The sequence below is a fragment of the Candidatus Thiodiazotropha endoloripes genome, from assembly GCF_001708965.1.
In the GTDB taxonomy this organism is placed as follows: domain Bacteria; phylum Pseudomonadota; class Gammaproteobacteria; order Chromatiales; family Chromatiaceae; genus Thiodiazotropha; species Thiodiazotropha endoloripes.
The window spans coordinates 1,840,015-1,856,617 of the sequence record NZ_LVJW01000003.1; the positions used below are offsets into that span (position 1 = coordinate 1,840,015).

13 protein-coding genes are annotated in these 16,603 nt (G+C 49.4%); 8 read left to right on the plus strand and 5 right to left on the minus strand.

The window, feature by feature from the left end:
* The first annotated feature begins 15 nt into the window (after window positions 1-15).
* The 5 genes from tssM (at window position 16) to A3193_RS08235 (ending at window position 7,963) form a co-directional block, all read left to right on the plus strand.
* On the plus strand, window positions 16-3,582 hold the full coding sequence (tssM, locus tag A3193_RS08215) for a type VI secretion system membrane subunit TssM (protein ID WP_162273738.1): 3,567 nt from the start codon (window positions 16-18) through the stop codon (window positions 3,580-3,582).
* Entirely contained in the window at window positions 3,564-4,358 is a 795-nt protein-coding gene (gene tagF, locus A3193_RS08220; protein WP_162273739.1) for a type VI secretion system-associated protein TagF, read from the plus strand. Before tssM ends, tagF begins: the two co-directional genes overlap by 19 nt.
* Window positions 4,355-5,110 (plus strand): PP2C family protein-serine/threonine phosphatase, encoded by a 756-nt coding sequence (locus A3193_RS08225; RefSeq protein ID WP_069014499.1) that lies wholly within the window; start codon window positions 4,355-4,357, stop codon window positions 5,108-5,110. The genes tagF and A3193_RS08225 overlap by 4 nt, the downstream gene beginning before the upstream one ends.
* 65 nt (window positions 5,111-5,175) lie before the next feature.
* Window positions 5,176-6,531: a LysM peptidoglycan-binding domain-containing protein gene (locus A3193_RS08230; RefSeq protein ID WP_069014500.1), complete on the plus strand. Its 1,356-nt coding sequence runs from the start codon at window positions 5,176-5,178 to the stop codon at window positions 6,529-6,531.
* 697 nt (window positions 6,532-7,228) lie between these two features.
* Window positions 7,229-7,963: a sulfite exporter TauE/SafE family protein gene (locus tag A3193_RS08235; RefSeq protein WP_069005885.1), complete on the plus strand. Its 735-nt coding sequence runs from the start codon at window positions 7,229-7,231 to the stop codon at window positions 7,961-7,963.
* Between the two features lie 8 nt (window positions 7,964-7,971).
* On the opposite strand, the gene A3193_RS08240 is transcribed toward A3193_RS08235, so the two are convergent.
* A complete protein-coding gene (locus tag A3193_RS08240) occupies window positions 7,972-8,739 on the minus strand; it encodes a fumarylacetoacetate hydrolase family protein (protein WP_069005886.1) in 768 nt (255 codons plus the stop codon).
* 380 nt (window positions 8,740-9,119) lie between these two features.
* Between A3193_RS08240 and A3193_RS08245 the strand changes: the two genes are divergently transcribed.
* Window positions 9,120-9,344: a hypothetical protein gene (locus tag A3193_RS08245; RefSeq protein ID WP_069014501.1), complete on the plus strand. Its 225-nt coding sequence runs from the start codon at window positions 9,120-9,122 to the stop codon at window positions 9,342-9,344.
* Between the two features lie 41 nt (window positions 9,345-9,385).
* Here the strand turns inward: A3193_RS08245 and A3193_RS08250 are convergent, their stop codons facing one another.
* The 3 genes from A3193_RS08250 to A3193_RS08260 all read right to left on the minus strand — a co-directional run bounded on the left by A3193_RS08250 (window position 9,386) and on the right by A3193_RS08260 (window position 13,196).
* Window positions 9,386-10,300 (minus strand): hypothetical protein, encoded by a 915-nt coding sequence (locus A3193_RS08250; RefSeq protein WP_141694771.1) that lies wholly within the window; start codon window positions 10,298-10,300, stop codon window positions 9,386-9,388.
* Window positions 10,301-10,304: 4 nt separating this feature from the next.
* The gene (locus tag A3193_RS08255; RefSeq protein WP_162273740.1) at window positions 10,305-11,312 is read right to left on the minus strand and encodes a polysaccharide deacetylase family protein; all 1,008 of its coding nucleotides are present in this window, start codon (window positions 11,310-11,312) and stop codon (window positions 10,305-10,307) included.
* 72 nt (window positions 11,313-11,384) lie between these two features.
* Window positions 11,385-13,196 (minus strand): protein kinase domain-containing protein, encoded by a 1,812-nt coding sequence (locus A3193_RS08260; protein WP_139117035.1) that lies wholly within the window; start codon window positions 13,194-13,196, stop codon window positions 11,385-11,387.
* Window positions 13,197-13,663: 467 nt separating this feature from the next.
* Here A3193_RS08260 and A3193_RS08265 point away from each other — a divergent pair, with 467 nt between their 5' ends.
* Entirely contained in the window at window positions 13,664-14,452 is a 789-nt protein-coding gene (locus A3193_RS08265) for a hypothetical protein (protein WP_069014504.1), read from the plus strand.
* A 316-nt stretch (window positions 14,453-14,768) separates the two neighbouring features.
* On the plus strand, window positions 14,769-15,269 hold the full coding sequence (gene tpx, locus A3193_RS08270) for a thiol peroxidase (RefSeq protein WP_069005892.1): 501 nt from the start codon (window positions 14,769-14,771) through the stop codon (window positions 15,267-15,269).
* Between the two features lie 85 nt (window positions 15,270-15,354).
* On the opposite strand, the gene A3193_RS08275 is transcribed toward tpx, so the two are convergent.
* The gene (locus A3193_RS08275) at window positions 15,355-16,548 is read right to left on the minus strand and encodes a prolipoprotein diacylglyceryl transferase (protein ID WP_069014505.1); all 1,194 of its coding nucleotides are present in this window, start codon (window positions 16,546-16,548) and stop codon (window positions 15,355-15,357) included.
* Between the last annotated feature and the right edge of the window lie 55 nt (window positions 16,549-16,603).

The following is a 16,603-nucleotide window of genomic DNA, read 5'->3' on the forward strand; positions in this document are numbered from 1 at the left end:
ACCATGCAGGCAATATTGAGAATCATAAAAAACCGCTGGTTTGTCGCCATCCTGGGACTGATCGCGATCTCGGTGATCATCTGGTTGATCGGTCCCCTGTTTGCCTTTGCCGGCAGCGAGCCCCTTGCCTCGCCCACCGCCAGACTGATTACCATCGGTGTGATCGTCCTGCTCTGGGCCGCCAATCAGGCCAGACGACTGTTTGCGGCACGCAAGAAAAACCAGCAGATGCTGGAGTCTGTGGTCGGTCAGAAAGAGCAGACCTCCGTATCGACCCAGGAGTCGGCGGAAGAGGTGCAGATTCTTGGGCAACGTCTGGACGACGCCATCCGCATTCTCAAAGAGTCGAAACTGGGGGGTAAACAGGATAGCCAATATCTCTATCAGCTCCCCTGGTATATGTTCATCGGCCCACCTGGAAGTGGTAAAACCACTGCCCTGCTCAACTCGGGGCTGCACTTTCCTCTCGCGGACAAGCTGGGCAACGATGCGGTACAGGGTATCGGTGGAACACGCAATTGTGACTGGTGGTTCACCGATGATGCGGTACTGCTCGATACTGCAGGCCGATACACCACCCAGGACAGTTATGAAGAGGTGGACCGGGCAGCCTGGATGGGCTTTCTTGATCTGCTGAAAAAACATCGCAAGCGCAGACCGATCAACGGCGCCCTGGTGGCCATCAGCGTGGAGGATATTCTGCAGCTGACCGACATCGAGAGAATCAATCACGCGAAGGCGATTCGTCTGCGGGTCAAGGAGCTGATCGACCACTTCGGTATCCGCTTTCCAATCTATGTACTGTTCACCAAGTGCGACCTGCTGGCGGGTTTCAATGAATTTTTCGAAAACCTGAGTCGTGATGAGCGTAACCAGGTCTGGGGAATGACCTTTCCGCTCAACGAAAAAGACAGCCAGGATGATGTGATCAACCACTTCAAGGGAGAGTTCAAGGCCCTGGAGCAGCGTATCGATGCCCGCCTGATGGATCGGCTTGAACAGGAACGGGACGTCAAACGTCGGGTGTTGATCTACTCCTTTCCACAACAGTTCAGCGCACTGCGTGAAGCGGCGGAGACCTTTCTCCAGGAAGCGTTCAGTGAGAACCGTTTTCAAGAGACCCCAATGGTCAGGGGTGTCTACTTCACCAGCGGTACTCAGGAAGGCACACCGATCGACCGCTTGCTTGGATCGATGGCCCAGGAGTTCGGCCTCAACCGTCAGATTGCCCCAGCCTTTTCCGGTACCGGCCGCAGCTTTTTCATCAACAGGCTGTTCAAGGATCTGATATTTGCCGAATCCCATCTGGCCGGTATCAATACCCGGGTTGAGAAACAGCGGGCATGGCTACAGCGTATTGCTTATGTAGGCGCCATCTCCCTGGCACTGCTGGCCGGCATTGCCTGGTTTACCAGCTACAGCCGCAATCAAAGCTATATCGATCAGGTAGCCATACAGGCCAATGCCGCAGATGAAAAAGTCAACGGGGTTGCCGCAGATGATCTGACCTTGACCAATGTGGTGCCCGCCCTGGAGTTGGTGCGACGGATCCCAGGTGGCTATGAGGATCAGGAGAAAGAGATCCCCTGGTTGATGGGACTCGGACTCTACCAGGGTGACAAACTGGGCAGCGAGGCGATCAATGCCTACCACAACAGCCTAAAGAACCTGTTCCTGCCACGCATTATTCTCAGTCTTGAAGATCAGCTGAAACAGCAGGGTAACAACCCTGACTATCTGTACGAGGCGCTCAAGGTCTATCTGATGTTCGATGATAAAGAGCATTACGATGCCGAGACTGTGAAGGCCTGGATACTGTTACAGTGGCAACTCAGCCTGCCTGGTGGGGAAAATGCCCAGGCCCGTCAGGCCCTGGCGGGTCATCTGGACGCCCTGCTCAGCCAGATGCCGATGCCGCCAACCATTCCATTGGATGAGGCACTGATCGGCCGGGTGCGCAACGACCTGTTAAGAGTACCGCTCGCCGATCGGGTCTATGATCGGATGAAACGCACCACCGCAGGGGGCTCGGTAGCCGCATTGCGACTGACTCAGGAGATCGGCCCTGATGCGGAACTGGTCTTCAGTCGACGCTCCGGTGAACCGCTGGACAAGCAGATTCCCAGCCTGTTTACCTATCAGGGATATCATAAACTGTTCCTCAAGGATCACCTGTCGATTGCCAATAAACTGCTCGAGGAGAAGTGGATACTCGGCCCTGATTTGGAAAGGATCATCGGCAAGACCGACCTGACCAGGCTCAGCAGCCGGGTCAAAGATCTCTACTACGCCGAGTACATCCGTATTTGGGAACAACAGCTGGCGGATATACGGGTGAAACCTTTCAACAACATGCGCCAGGCGGTAGAGGTGTTGAATGTTCTTTCCGGACCTACATCGCCGCTACGCCGCTATCTGAAACTGGTACAGGAGCAGACTACCCTCTCCCGCCTGCCGGGAGGCGCTCAGAAGGCGGCGGAGCTGGCGGCTGAGCACGGATCTGGCATTACCCGGCAGTTGGCATCAATCCTTCAGGTATCACCGGATGAGAGCCAGCAGGAGCCAGAAAGGCAGCTGCTGACCACACCAGTGGATCAACATTTCGCCGAACTGAACCGGATGATCAATGCCCAGGAGGGTGAGCAGGCTCCGCTGGAGAGAACCCTGGAGATGCTCAACGAACTGTATGCCCATATGAACTCCATTGCCTCTGCCGGTAATCAGTCGAGTCAGGCATTCAACGCTGCACGAGATCCTGCATCCGGTGGCGTGATCAGCCGTTTGAAACTGGAGGCACAGCGTCAACCCGGTCCACTGGCCGACATGATCAATACCCTGGCGGACGGCAGTTCCAATCTGACCGTCTCAGGGGTCAGAAGCCATCTCAATTCAGTCTGGAACACCCGGCTCTTGCCTTTCTGTCAGCGCAGTCTGGCGGGACGCTATCCACTGGAGCGTAACAGCGTACGTGAAGTGACGATCAGTGATTTTGGACGCTTCTTCGGCCCAGGCGGGATGATGGAGAACTTTTTCAATACCTACCTGATCGATTTTGTCGATACCTCACGCAGAGTTTGGCGTTGGAATGCGGCGGGCAATAAAACCCTGGGTATACCAACCAGTACCCTGCGACAGTTTCAGCGGGCAGCGGTTATCCGGGATGCCTTCTTCAGCGGCAGTAGTCCGGAGCCGAAGATAAACTTCGAAATCAAACCGCTGAGCATGGACACCACGATCACCCAGATCACCCTGTTGATCAATCAGCAGCGGGTCAGATACAACCATGGTCCGACCCGCTGGAACCGACTCACCTGGCCGGATGATTCCGGCATCAGCGATGCCAAGATTCTGCTTGCGCCGCCCGCAGGGAATAAACCCTCAGGTCTGACTGAGGATGGACCCTGGGGCTGGTTCCGCATGATCGATCAGGCTGCAACCGAAGCCACCAACACCCCTGAAACCATCAATGTGAGCTTTGATGTGGGTGGTCGTAAATCCCGTTTTGCACTACGTGCTAGTGGTGCACTCAATCCATTCCAGTTAAAAGAATTGGCAGACTTCCGGTGTCCGAACAGACTTTGAACTCATTGCAAAACGAGGACTTTCCAGGCCTCTACGGTAAAATTCCTTCACTGGGGGATTTTGTCACCCGCCGGCTTCCACGCGGCTTCATTGCCCCTTGGGAGACCTGGATGCAGGAGGCGATCGCCAACAGTCGGGAGCAGCTGGGGGATTTCTGGCTCGATAACTATTTGACCAGTCCCATGTGGCGTTTCGCACTCTCGCCAGGAATCTGCGGCGAACAGGGGTGGGCAGGAATCCTGATGCCCAGCGTCGATCGGGTCGGTCGTTACTATCCGTTTACGCTGGCAGCAAAACTCGATCCGAAATTCAATCTTTTTCTGTTCATGGAGGAATCGGAGAGTTGGTTTGCCCGTTTGGAAGAACTTGCCCTCTCCTGCCTGGATGATGGTTTCCAGATGGAGGCGTTGGAACAGCAGCTGAGTCAGCTCGGCGCACCGACGGCAGAGCGTGAAGAGCAGGCTCAACCGGATGCACCCGTTACCCCATTGAACAATGCCTGGCATGCTCAGTTGCAGGAACAGTCCGCATTGCGTGGCCTCTATCCCCTGTTCATGCCCCACCTGATGAAAAAACTGTTATTTGCCTACAGTATTTGGTGGACACAGGGTTCAGAGCGGATCTCCCCCTCACTGTTGATCTGTCAGGGTTTGCCACAGATAAGAGGAGCCAGTGCATTGATCGATGGCGCCTGGACAGAACATGGCTGGGAAGAGATAGAAACCGGTGCCTACAGCATGGGGTTCGCCACTTCAGAAACACCAGAATCCTTATGACCCAGAATCGATTCTATTGGGTCTCTGCCCACTTGACTGATAAGGGTAAAGTGCGCAGCATCAATGAAGATGCCTGCCTCGATCGGGCTGACTTGGGAATCTGGGTGGTTGCCGATGGAATGGGTGGGCATGCAGCCGGGGATCTTGCTTCTGGCATGATTGTCAGTGAATTAAAATCAGTCAATCCAGGTAACTCAATCGGTGAACTTGCCGGAAATGTTGAGCAAAGCCTGCATCAGGTCAATCAACATCTGTTGTTGGAATCCCATCAGCGGGGTGGAGAGATCATCGGCTCAACGGTAGTTACCCTGCTGGCCTATGATGGTTACTGCATTTATCAATGGGCTGGAGACAGCCGCATCTATCTCTATCGTCGCGGAAATCTGAAGCAACTCAGCCGCGATCACAGCCAGATTGAAGAGATGATCGAACAAGGCCTGGTCACCTCCGATCAAGCCGAACAGTCATCCATCGCCAACTACATCACCCGGGCAGTCGGTGCTGCAGAGCTTCTGGAGCTGGATGCGGAAATGGTGGAACCCTGTGACGGCGACCTGTTTTTACTCTGCAGTGATGGCCTGAATAAAGAGGTCAAGGATGCAGAAATCGCCGAAATTCTAGGACGTTACAGCTTTCAGGATGCTATGCAGCAACTCATTAGCCTGGCCATGGAGAGAGGTGCCAGAGATAATGTCACCCTGGTCATGGTGCAAGCGAAAGCCGTGCAAAACCAGCAGCCCGATGAAACCTAATCTGCTATATTGATCGACATGACAATCCAGCTAATTGCCACAAGCAGCCAAAAGGAATCTAAGAAGTGAATGAGGTAGCCAGCTTTCGGGATTTCTACAAATTCCTATTCATTGTCATTTCAGTGCTGGCTCTCAGTGCCTGTCAGTTGACCGGCCCTAAAAAAGAGGCGCAACCGGTGGCCATGGAGCCGGAACCAATCGAAGAGGCTATCCCTCCACCTACCGATTCACTGACGCCCAATCAGCGGGTACGAAAAGCGCTGCAACATCTGCAGCAGGGTGACTATGAGAATGCCCGTAACCAGCTGAACTGGGCCTTGATGGATGATCCAGATCATAGCCGGGCCAACCATCTGCTGGAGCAGATGGATGCAGATCCTATCGAGTATCTCGGACTTAAAAACTTCTTTTACGATGTGCAGCCGGGTGATTCGCTCTCCCTGATTGCTAAGAATTTTCTTAACGATGCCTACAAATTTGTCATTCTCGCCAGATACAACAAGCTGGATAACCCCAGTAAACTGGCACCAGGGCAGCGAATTCGTGTACCAGGGGTGATGCCGGAGAGGGTCAAAATCAAGGCAAAACCCAAGCAGAAGCCTGAAGTGGTCTTGACTGAAGAACCCACAAAGAGCCTGGTAGAAACCGACGCTTCTACCGATCCGGAAACAGCGACTTCCCAGCTGGACGAGCCAACGCCGACAACCACAGTTGAACCGGTTACGGATGTTGAACCAGCTTCGGAAACAGTTGTGGTGGTAGAGCCTGAAGCTGACCTCGAACAGCCGGAAGAGACGGCAACCACAGTTGTTGATCGTACCCCAAGTAGTGATGACACACTGAGCTCTGCCCGGCAGCTGCATGCCGAAAAAGACCTGCCTGCTGCCATCTATCTACTGGAAAGTGAAAACAGCCGTAACCCCGAAGCAGCAGAGATACGTAGCCAGCTGGCAAGCTATTACACGGAGTATGCAAACCAATTGATCAGACAGGATGATCTTGAAAATGCTCGAGATACGTTGGAAAAGCTTATCATCCTCGATGCCTCCGATAGCAGCGCAATCAATCAACTGATCTATGTGGAAGACAAGATCGAAGCCCGGAAGCTGCTACAAAAAGCAGCGAATGAAGAGCGTGGCGGAGAGTATCAAACCGCTTATCGCACCTATGGACAGGTATTGACCTATGACCCTGACAACCTGTCAGCACAAGAGTCTCAAGTTAGGGTAAGAAATCAACTCACTGACAATTACCATCGTCAGGCCATGCAACTGTTTCGCCGACAGGAGCTTGATGAAGCCATCGGATTCTGGAATAAGATCTTGGAACTTGATCCAAACCATTCACTCGCGCCGGGTTACAAAGCACGAGCCTTGGAGATGAAACAGCAGATTCAGCGGATAGACTCAAAGCCCAATTGAAAGGATCCAGCGATGTGACTGGCTGGAGTATTTGATTCAGCCAGTAACTGAAAATGTCATGATCAGCTACGCATTTTATTGACAGCAAAGCTTTGTAGCTTAGTCTTGTTTTTCTATACTTAAGCAGCCCCTTTAACGTTGATCAAAGCTGATCAAGTTACTTCTCTACAACTCTATTTTATAATATCAACAACATCAGGCCGAAAATCACCCGCCGCTCATGCTTACAACCCAAAGCTAAAACAAAAACCTATTTCAGCAGTAACAACCCATCTGGGATTGGCTGCCTGTTGCACTCCACTTTAGGTTATTATGTAACGCATTCCTGTGTTTATCCATGTCTCAATTGGGATGAGATAATTCAATAATTACAACATGAATTAAATTCCTATATTTACTAAATATATTTGAAACAAACTGGTTTTAATCACAATTTTTCGTAGCGATGAGCTATGCTTTAGTTCTATTGACATTGCTCAATTGACTTCTTTAATAGAGCATGAATAATAGCGCTGCACATATTGTGATCTATTGGATAAACTCCTGGATTGAACAATATTTTTGGGAATTGTTTGCGGGATAATCTCGAACGGAATCTGGCTGAAAGCGAGTTTTGCTTATCGGTATGTAATCTTAAATGGAACCCTCAGTTCGCAGCAATAGATTTGATATTGATATCTAGCAAAACGGACTTAATGTGCTTGAAGCACTTTCGACAACAAATATAATAATTGCTGCAATCATTATCTGCTCTGCCTATCTGGTAAGAGGTATTGCAGGTTTTGGCTCAGGTCTTATTGCTATCCCTTTACTTGCACTGATGCTTCCCTTGACAGTTGCAGTGCCATTGATTGTCTTACTGGATTACATGGCTTCTGCAAGCCATGGTGTAAAGCACCGTGAAGCGATTTGCTGGCGGGATATTTTGCCACTAGTCCCCTTTTCGATCGTCGGGGTTCTGATGGCTCTCTATCTGTTCAATTCAGTTGATGCTCAGGTACTCCGTTATGGCTTGGGTGTCTTTCTGCTGTTATTCGCTGTTTATTCACTCTTCAGCGTAACCCCGAACGCCGCACCCTCTTTGCTATGGGCAGCCCCTGGTGGCACTCTGGGAGGTTTTATTGGCACTCTTTTTGGAACCGGTGGACCATTTTATGTCCTCTATCTGAAACTCAGAGGACTTAACAAAACAGAATTTCGTGCGACATTTGCAACCATTTTTCTAATCGATGGTATTGGACGCTTAATAGGATACATGGCAACCGGTTTCTTCGACCTTGCGTTACTCAAAGTCGTTGCGGTTGCAATTCCTCTGATGGCTATCGGTATGTATATTGGTGGACAAATACACAGCAACCTCTCCCAGCAGACCTTTCAACGGGGGATCAGCGTACTGCTCATCATCAGTGGAATTTCCCTGTTGTTGAAATAACCTGACAATCACTCAAACAGGTTTACCAAAGAGCCAATTCCATCAATTCTTATTTCAACTGTGGATCCCTGAGACATAGGTCCTGCGCCCAATGAAGTACCACAGGCAATGACATCTCCGGGATTGAGTGTCATATCCTTCGAGAGCCGGCTTACAATCTCTCTTGGTGAGAAAAACATATCTTCAACCGGATAGTTCTGATGCTCTACACCATCGACCAGTGTCCTGACAGTCAATGAGTCAACATCGAGTCCCGTTGCAACAACCGGCCCGACAGCGCCGAAGGTGTCAAAACTTTTGGCCCGGGTCCACTGAACAAATGACGGATCCTCCTTCATCAACCCTCTGGCGGTAACATCATTGACACAGGTGTATCCAAAAATGTACCTGTCAGCCTCATCTTCGTTGATGTTGCAGCAACGTTCACCGATCACTATGCCGAGCTCACCTTCGAATGCCACGGGCCCATCATAGGTTTCCGGTTGTCGTATCGTCTGTCCGGTTGCCAGAAAGGAGCCATTGGCCTTCATGAAATAGAGTGGATGGTTAGGCTGAGACCAGCCCTCTTTGGCAGCCCTTGAACGGAAATTGTTCCACAATCCGATCATTTTCGACGGCCGAGTGGGAATTAACAGATTAATATCCGCAACCGGTAGAAATTCACCCGTTGCTTTTGACTCCTGAAACATATCCCCTTGATAAACAGCAATATGATCATTCCGTAAAGTGCCAAATCCCTGCTTACCCAAATACTCGAACCTGACCCATAACTCCATAATCCATATCCCTAATCAAATAGATCCAACCCAGAATCGTCACCTACAACACTTCCAGCTTTAAGTTACAGGCATAACAAGCTGATTTAACAGAAATAGACCTTTGTGTGAACACCATGGTCCTGATCCATCTAATGCACCTGTGCGCGATCACTGATGTTGTAACTGGGTATTAGAAATCCTGAAAAAAGATTTCCGTTCACAAATTATCATTCTTACACGGAATTTTATTCGCATCATGCTGTTTTTTAAAGTCCTTTAGCTTAAGAAGCTCTGAAATGAGTCGCTAACTCAGACAGATGGATATGTCACTGGTTACGTTGTTACAGGAGTGTAAGCTGATTCGTAACTGAAGTTTGTTTGACCTTTGGCTATCAAATATGATGGAACGACTCTACAAAATAGCACTTACCAGTTTTGCCATAGGCACTCTGTTTCTGCCTTTGCTGCTATTTGTTCATTACCTCGAAGCCCGTTACCCGGCCACCACTCAACTCACCAGCCTGGCTTGGTACGAAATGTTCATTATACTCGCGCTGCTGGTAATTCCATTCGGCACCTTGAAGCTCCTTCGCGTACCCTGGAACAGTAAAGAGTCGCAGTAAGTAGAAATTTTTCAGAGTAAATTGTATCCAGAACCAGAAGTCTAGCGGTTTTCAAAACGATCGATCCTCAGTTGAGTACGCTTATCATGGGGATCAAACTTTAATGCTGTCCGCCAAAGCTCTATCGCATTGACCGGTTCGGAACGGAGACTTCTCAATCCTTTCAAATAGAGCTCTTTACCAAAATCTTTACGGGCGCCCGATAGCTTTTTCAGTAGCTTTTCATCGTTGCTGAGCAACTCTTCTGCTGCTGCCAGATGGCTCAGTGACTTGTTGTAATCTGAGGCCCCAAATGCAGCACGAGCCTGGACAATCCGAACATTCAACAGCATCTCTTTGAGCTCCATGTCATTTGGATACTTAGTTATATGTTTTTCAAGCTCGGCAACATAACCCGCCACATCCTTAGCACGATTTTCCGCCTCTAATATGGCCTGACGGGAATAGATATACCCCTCATCTTCAGTCTGCCGATTCTTCTTACGTATGCTCTTTCGATAACGTTGGGAGAGCGCCACCTTCTGCTGCATTTTCCCTTGAAGTTGTTTTTTATTGATATCACGCAGTCTGTCAAAGGCAGCTCTATAGTGTGGATCCAGGGTCAGTATTTTCAAATACAGCACCTCAGCACTTTTTGTTTTACCTCGCTCATACTTCTTTTCGGCTATCGCCATCAACTTAGCTGTTTTTTCTGCAATCAGGTTTTCCAGCCTCTTGACCTCTCTGGCTGGCTCGCTGCTTTCAGATGATATTGTACGGGCAAGACGATATTCCATCAGTGCCCTGTAGAGATCTCCTTTCTGTTCATGTTTGGCTGCCGCTAGCATAAAACTATTTGGATTGGAGTAACTTCCTGTACTACCACTCTTTACAACTTGTCTGTTCGCACACCCCAGACTGGCTAAAATAAACAGAGTGACGAGTAAAAACGAAAAAGTGCGCAGAAAACTGATCACATCATCACCGGGCCTGGAAGGTTTTCAGTTTTGCAATAAAATCATCCATGCCCCGGTCACCAAAGATCATGCTTCTGTTCAGAAGGTAGGGATAGGTAAATGCAGCATTGGCAGTGGGCTGAACTGTCAGACCGAGCAACAGACCGTTTGCCTTCAACTCATCAATCACCTGAGTGTTGGTATCACCAAATGGATAAGCATAGTATTTTGGTGCCTTTCCCAAAGTACTTTCCAATTTACGGCTGGGTATACGAACTTCATCCCTGACTCTCTTACGATAATCAGACTTACTTTCCCCAACCCCATTCAGCGCAAGATTCGAGTGAGTCTTGGAGTGTGGCTGCAAACTGATCAAGCCACTGGCATTCATAGCTTTCAGTTCACTTGTTTTCAATCCGCCGTTATTCATGTAATCGCTATATACAAATACCGTTGCAGGAAAATTGAACTTTTTAAGCAGTGGATAGGCGATTGTATAGATGGACCGATGGCCATCATCTATGGTTAAAACCACCGATCGCTTAGGCAAGGCACGCTCACCTTTCAAAAAACCATATAGCTCATCAAGGTGAATCACTCTGTAGTCATGCTGCTTGAGGTAGGCAAGCTGCCGTTCAAACTGCTCAGCACTGATTTCCAGCCGCCCCCCCTTATTGCCGAAGCGGTGATAGCACAGGATGGGAACAGTCTGATAACCTTCAAATTCGAAGCCTATCGGGTTGTTATTCTGCAGTGGAATAATGATCTCATTTCCGGATGCAATGGATCGAGGATGGTTGGCATCCTCTATCAGCCAACCAAGCTTCTCATCACCCAGATAACGACGCGCAAGTTCACTGGCATCCTCATTTCCCACTCTGAGAACAATAAACTCGCTATCCCGGGCCAGAATTTCAGTTGTCACAGGACGGGACGAGCACCCTGCAGCCAACAAAACAAAGAGAGAGAGAAACAAACTGGCGATGAGTAACTTTGATCGTTTATCGAGGCTTATTGCTGCGGCTGTCTGCAATCTGTCAGTTTGATACCGATACGGAGCGCCGATAACTGTGGCCGTATGCCGAAGAGAGATTCTCATAACAGCCTAGTTTCGTTTTATGATTCTAGTCGCATCATCCATATCATCGTCTAGCTCCTGACTATCATCCACGCCAATTACAGCATCTAAAGGCTGCTTTACTGGCGCAATCCGAGTCTCATCATCATCCTCATGCTCAGTCTCAGGCTCAAATTGCGGTTGGGTTTGAGCAGCTGTTTGTGTATTGAGATCGGATTGTGTCTGATCCTCAGTCACCACATCAGCCTGCTGCTTGTTCTGCAGCTCCTCTGCCATCCTGTTGTAATCCTTGAACATCAAGCCCAATTCATCATTACGTTCCTGGCGTATCCGATACGCGTAGTTACCCTGACTGATATGCCGCATCGCCTTTCTGAGGATTTTTATCGGCAGCGTGATACCGGTTGCCAAGAGATAGGCCACCACTACCACAGTCATAACAACTGCCAGCAAAAGACCGAGCATGGTATAGAACGTCAGATCTGCTGCTGCGATCAATGGGGTTTGAGACAGACCTAACTGTACGCCGCCGATTGTTTTATTCTGAAAGATCAACGGTGCTTGAAAATCAAAGACTTCCTCTCCCTGCCACTCGGTTTCGGAGATGACGATCCCCCCCTCCTCTTTCAACACCTCGCCAGTTAGCGATTGTTCCAGAGTTTCGCCTACCTCATCCGGTGATGTACTTGCCCGTAAAACCCGTCTGTGATCAAAGATCTTCAGATAGCTGATCTGTTGACGATCGTTTATCTCCTGCACGAAGGTCTCAACCGCCACCCAATCCTGTATCAATACGGCTTCCGCACTTTCAATAGCGATGAAATCCGCCAAAGAGCCACCTGAGTCCAGGGTCAGTTCCGTCATCGTATCTACTTGCTTTTGATAGACCAGATAGGAACCTAAAACCATTGCCAGCGAAACGACCATTGCCATCACGGCTGTCCACTTGATGCGCAACGGCAGGATCTTTGACTCATTGAAATGCTGCTGCTTCTCATCGATCTCATGGATCACCTGGCGCAACGCATTGGCAAGCTCTTTACCGGTTTGAAAACGATGATCAGGATTCTTGTTGAGCAGCTTCTCAACGATCGCTTTCAGGCTTTGAGGTATGTCTGTCTTTTTGATATCGATCGGTGCAGGTTCTTCCTGCACGATCTTCATCAACAAAGAGGTCAGGGTTTCCGATACAAACGGCTTCTCACCGGTAAGCAGCTGATAGAGAATCACACCGAGTGAAAACAGGTCGGATCGACCATCCACTTGCTGTCCCTCAACCTGTTCCGGTGACATATATTGAGGCGTACCAAGAACAGAACCGATCCTGGTTTTATGCTCTTTATTCGGAGCATCCATTCTGGCGATGCCGAAATCCGTTATACGCAGTGTATGGCCATAACCGGGGGAGATGATGTTTCCTGGTTTGACATCCCGGTGAACAATTCCCCGGGCATGGGAATAGTCGAGCGCTTCGGCCAACTGGATCCCATAGATCACCACATCACGGGTTGTAATATCCTGCTCACTATCCATGATCTCCTCAAGGGTTTGTCCCTCGAGAAACTCCATGGCGATATATGGCCCTTGCTCAACTTCGCCAACATCGAAAATCGTGACAATATTGGGATGGGTCAGTTTACCTGCAGCTTTGGCCTCCTGCAGAAAGCGATATCGGTATTCCGGATCAACAGCACACTCTCCACGGAGCAGCTTGATGGCCAAAGGCCGATTGATTTCGGGATCGAAAGCTTTGTAGACAATCGACATTGCGCCTTCGCCTACCTCTTCCACCAACTGGAATCTTCCGATCGATTCCGGCATAGGATATTGGTTATCCAAATCACCTCTCCTACAACTGCGCTAACAAACACAGGAAGGCCTTCTTCCGAGCCCTATGAGGCAGACATCACTCATGGCTAAGCGGAGCCGTAAAATACCGGGTTCAAACTTCAGTGGCTACGCCAATGGACCCAATATCTTACTTCATATCCTGCAGCCACCTGATGGTGGCGGTTCTTGCCTTAGTTCACTATACAATATCGTCCATTTTCCTGAAAGAGTGTAGCAAATCAACAAAAACTTATTGACGTAACTCATTTATTTGATTAGCTTTCTTACCAAGGGGCTGTGAATGCGAATCGAATACGTCCTGTTGTGCCTTGCTGGACACAAAATCAGACCACCCCAGCAGGGTATATTGGATTCGTATTAACAGGCCCTAGGACGACACATTTTGAAAAGGCCTTGTCGTTTGGATAAACAGCCTGAAAATCCTGGTTCTCAGGCAAATAATAAGCGGGCATCTCATGACAGACTCTTTCGACATTCCAAGACTGATAGAACTCCGCAAGCTTACCCGCTCAGTATCTGAACGGATCGAGACACAACTCAAGTCCTATTTGTCTACCCTGGCACCACTTTTTTCACCTCAACCGATCCTTGGTGAGTACATCCGAGGGGGCTCCAAATCCTCCGTCAAGGGTGCAGAGAAGAATTTTCAAGAGCTGAAAAAGCACTACCTCTCCATTGCCAGGCAAAAGCCGTTTTCACTGGACAGTGATATCTCACCACCGCTGGATATTTTTGCGGCCACCCCCGCACTGACACCGGTCACATACCCCTACAAAGCCGAAAATGAGGGAAAATCCGCAGAACTGACGGTCACCTCACCCCTGCAGTGGATACTCTCCTATCCTGGCATGGCACCGAATCAGATAACCGATCTGTTGAAAGGCATCAGAAGCCAGATTCAGGATGAGTTGGCACATACCTTACTGCAGTGCATGACACTGAACCTAGTGCTGGAGAAACAGACCGGCCTGAGGAATCTGCTGAAGGATCTGCGCTTTAATCTGGAGACGATTCATGTGGATAGCCTGGGTGATCTGCCTGTGATGCTGATCTCCTGTCCGGTTTCCACTGAACTGCCCTCAGATGATGTAATTATTCAAAATACGGAAATCTCCGGTATTCCATCATTTGAAGAGATCATCAAAATCAATGACATCAGTGTCATGTCAGATCCACTTCGGGAAACACTGCTCGGGATTACCCGGGAGGTGACACCTGAGATCTATCAGGAACTCGTCTCTTAATCGACGGGGTAATCATCCGTATCGGATAATTACTCCTCTTCAGGACTCTGCCGTCGGACCTACTATCACGAAACCAATTCCATTCAGCCTGGAGAGCTGAGACATCCACTGATCAACTGAGCACCGATCAACTTTCGCCACTGACTCCCCATAGCAAAGACCAGGGTACGAACGGATGATCAATCCCTGACCTGACTCTCGATTCAATTCAGGCTTTTTAATAATTACTATAAATAAAATAGGGTTTATCTTACTGAGTGTTCTTCCTAAAATCTGCGCTATTCTTAGAATTCAACTCAAATAACAGGATTAAGAAATGGCAACGATCACTCTAGAAGGCAACCCAATCAACACCAATGGCGAGCTGCCGGCAGTCGGCTCTGATGCACCGGATTTCTCTTTGACGGCTGGTGATCTGTCAGATGTCTCTTTACAGAATTACGCCGGTAAAAAGAAATTGCTGAATATCGTTCCCAGTCTTGACACCGGTGTCTGTGCAACCTCAACCATCACCTTCAACAAAGCCATGGCTGACAAGTCCAATTCTGTCGCTCTGGTTATCTCTGCTGACCTCCCCTTCGCTCAAGGTCGATTCTGCAGTGCTGAGGGCGTGGAGAATGTCGTTTCACTCTCCATGATGCATAACCGCAACTTCGCCAAAGACTATGGTGTTTTGATCAGCGATGGTCCACTCGCTGGCATCTGCGCACGCGCTGTGGTTGTGGTGGATGAGAACAACAAAGTAGTCTACACCCAGTTGGTACCTGAAATCGTTCAGGAACCCGACTATGATGCGGCGTTGGCTCATCTCGACTGATTGGTCACTGATCGAATCAGCACACTGAGAGTTGTGTGCAAATAAAGAAACGGGCTGTTAGCCCGTTTTTTTATGCTTTCAGAAATTATCTGTAGTTGTAGTAGCCTTGATATGGTCCAGGACCTGGACCAGGACCGTAGGGGCCGTAACCTGGATTAGGATTACGGTACATACGTGGTGGTGGTGGCATCATGGCTTCGTGCAGCTCTCTCTCGGCCTGCATTCTGTTCTGCATGGCTTCCATCTCTGCTTGTGCCGCATCTCTCAACTCATCGAACTCTTTGAGGATTTTTGTCACAGACTCTGTGTGCATATCATGGACACTCTGCTGATCTTCTTGAGCAGAAGCCGTTTCCTGTTCAGTTGGTTGTGCCGCTGCCACTGTCTCGGTAGATGACTGATCCGCCTCGCCAGATGCAGCTGCTGCTGGTTCGCTTAACACCTTGACCTCTGGTGACATGCTCGATCCTGAGACCAGATTACCGGAAGCTCCGTCAGAGGCACCTGCTGCTGACGACTCCTCGTTCTGTCCACTCTCATTTTCAGCCACACTCGCTTGCTGACTACTGTCTGAGGCAACCTCGGTGGCTGCCGCAGCCGGTGCGGATGAGGCGGTAGCCTGATCAGTTGAGGATGGAGCATCTGATTCCGAGGCTGTGACCTCAACCTGAGCAGAATCTGAGACTTCGCCTGTAGACTCGTCAACCGGGTTTTTCGCCAGTGAACGGATATACATGAATCCAAGAATGATGATAACCAGCCAGAAAATGATTTTTATCCAAAAGCCACCTGAGCTTTTTGTTTGTGTCGACATGGGTGTCTCCTCCGAAGTTTTATCTTTATCTTCTATTTGTTTCTGTACGACCACATTTGATGATGGTGTCTTATTGCTCTCAGCGGCTGCGGTTGAAGTGGAGGCTTGAGCCCCTGCCGCAGCCACGGTTGTCGGTGTTGCTGCTTTCACTTCAGTGTCGGCTTTCGGCTCGTCACTCTGTGAGGCGGTTGCGGTTTTCGCGCTGGCGGCTTTCGTTTCAGCGCCGGCTTCCGGCTTGTCACTCTGTGAAGCAGTTGCGATTTTCGCGCTGGCAGCTTTACTACTCTCTGTCTTTTTGGCTGAGACTTTCTTCTTGGCAGTGGCTTTTTTCTTTGCTGTTGCTTTCTTTTTGGCTACCTTTTTCTTGGCAGCTTTCTTTTTCGCAGCTTTCTTTTTGACTGTTGTTTCTGTCTTTTGAGGTTGTTTTTCTACGCTTTCATCAGCGCTGTTAGTCTCATCAGCCATCTTCACTCCCCTTTAACGACGTACATAATTACCGCAACATTGTACCTGTAAACTG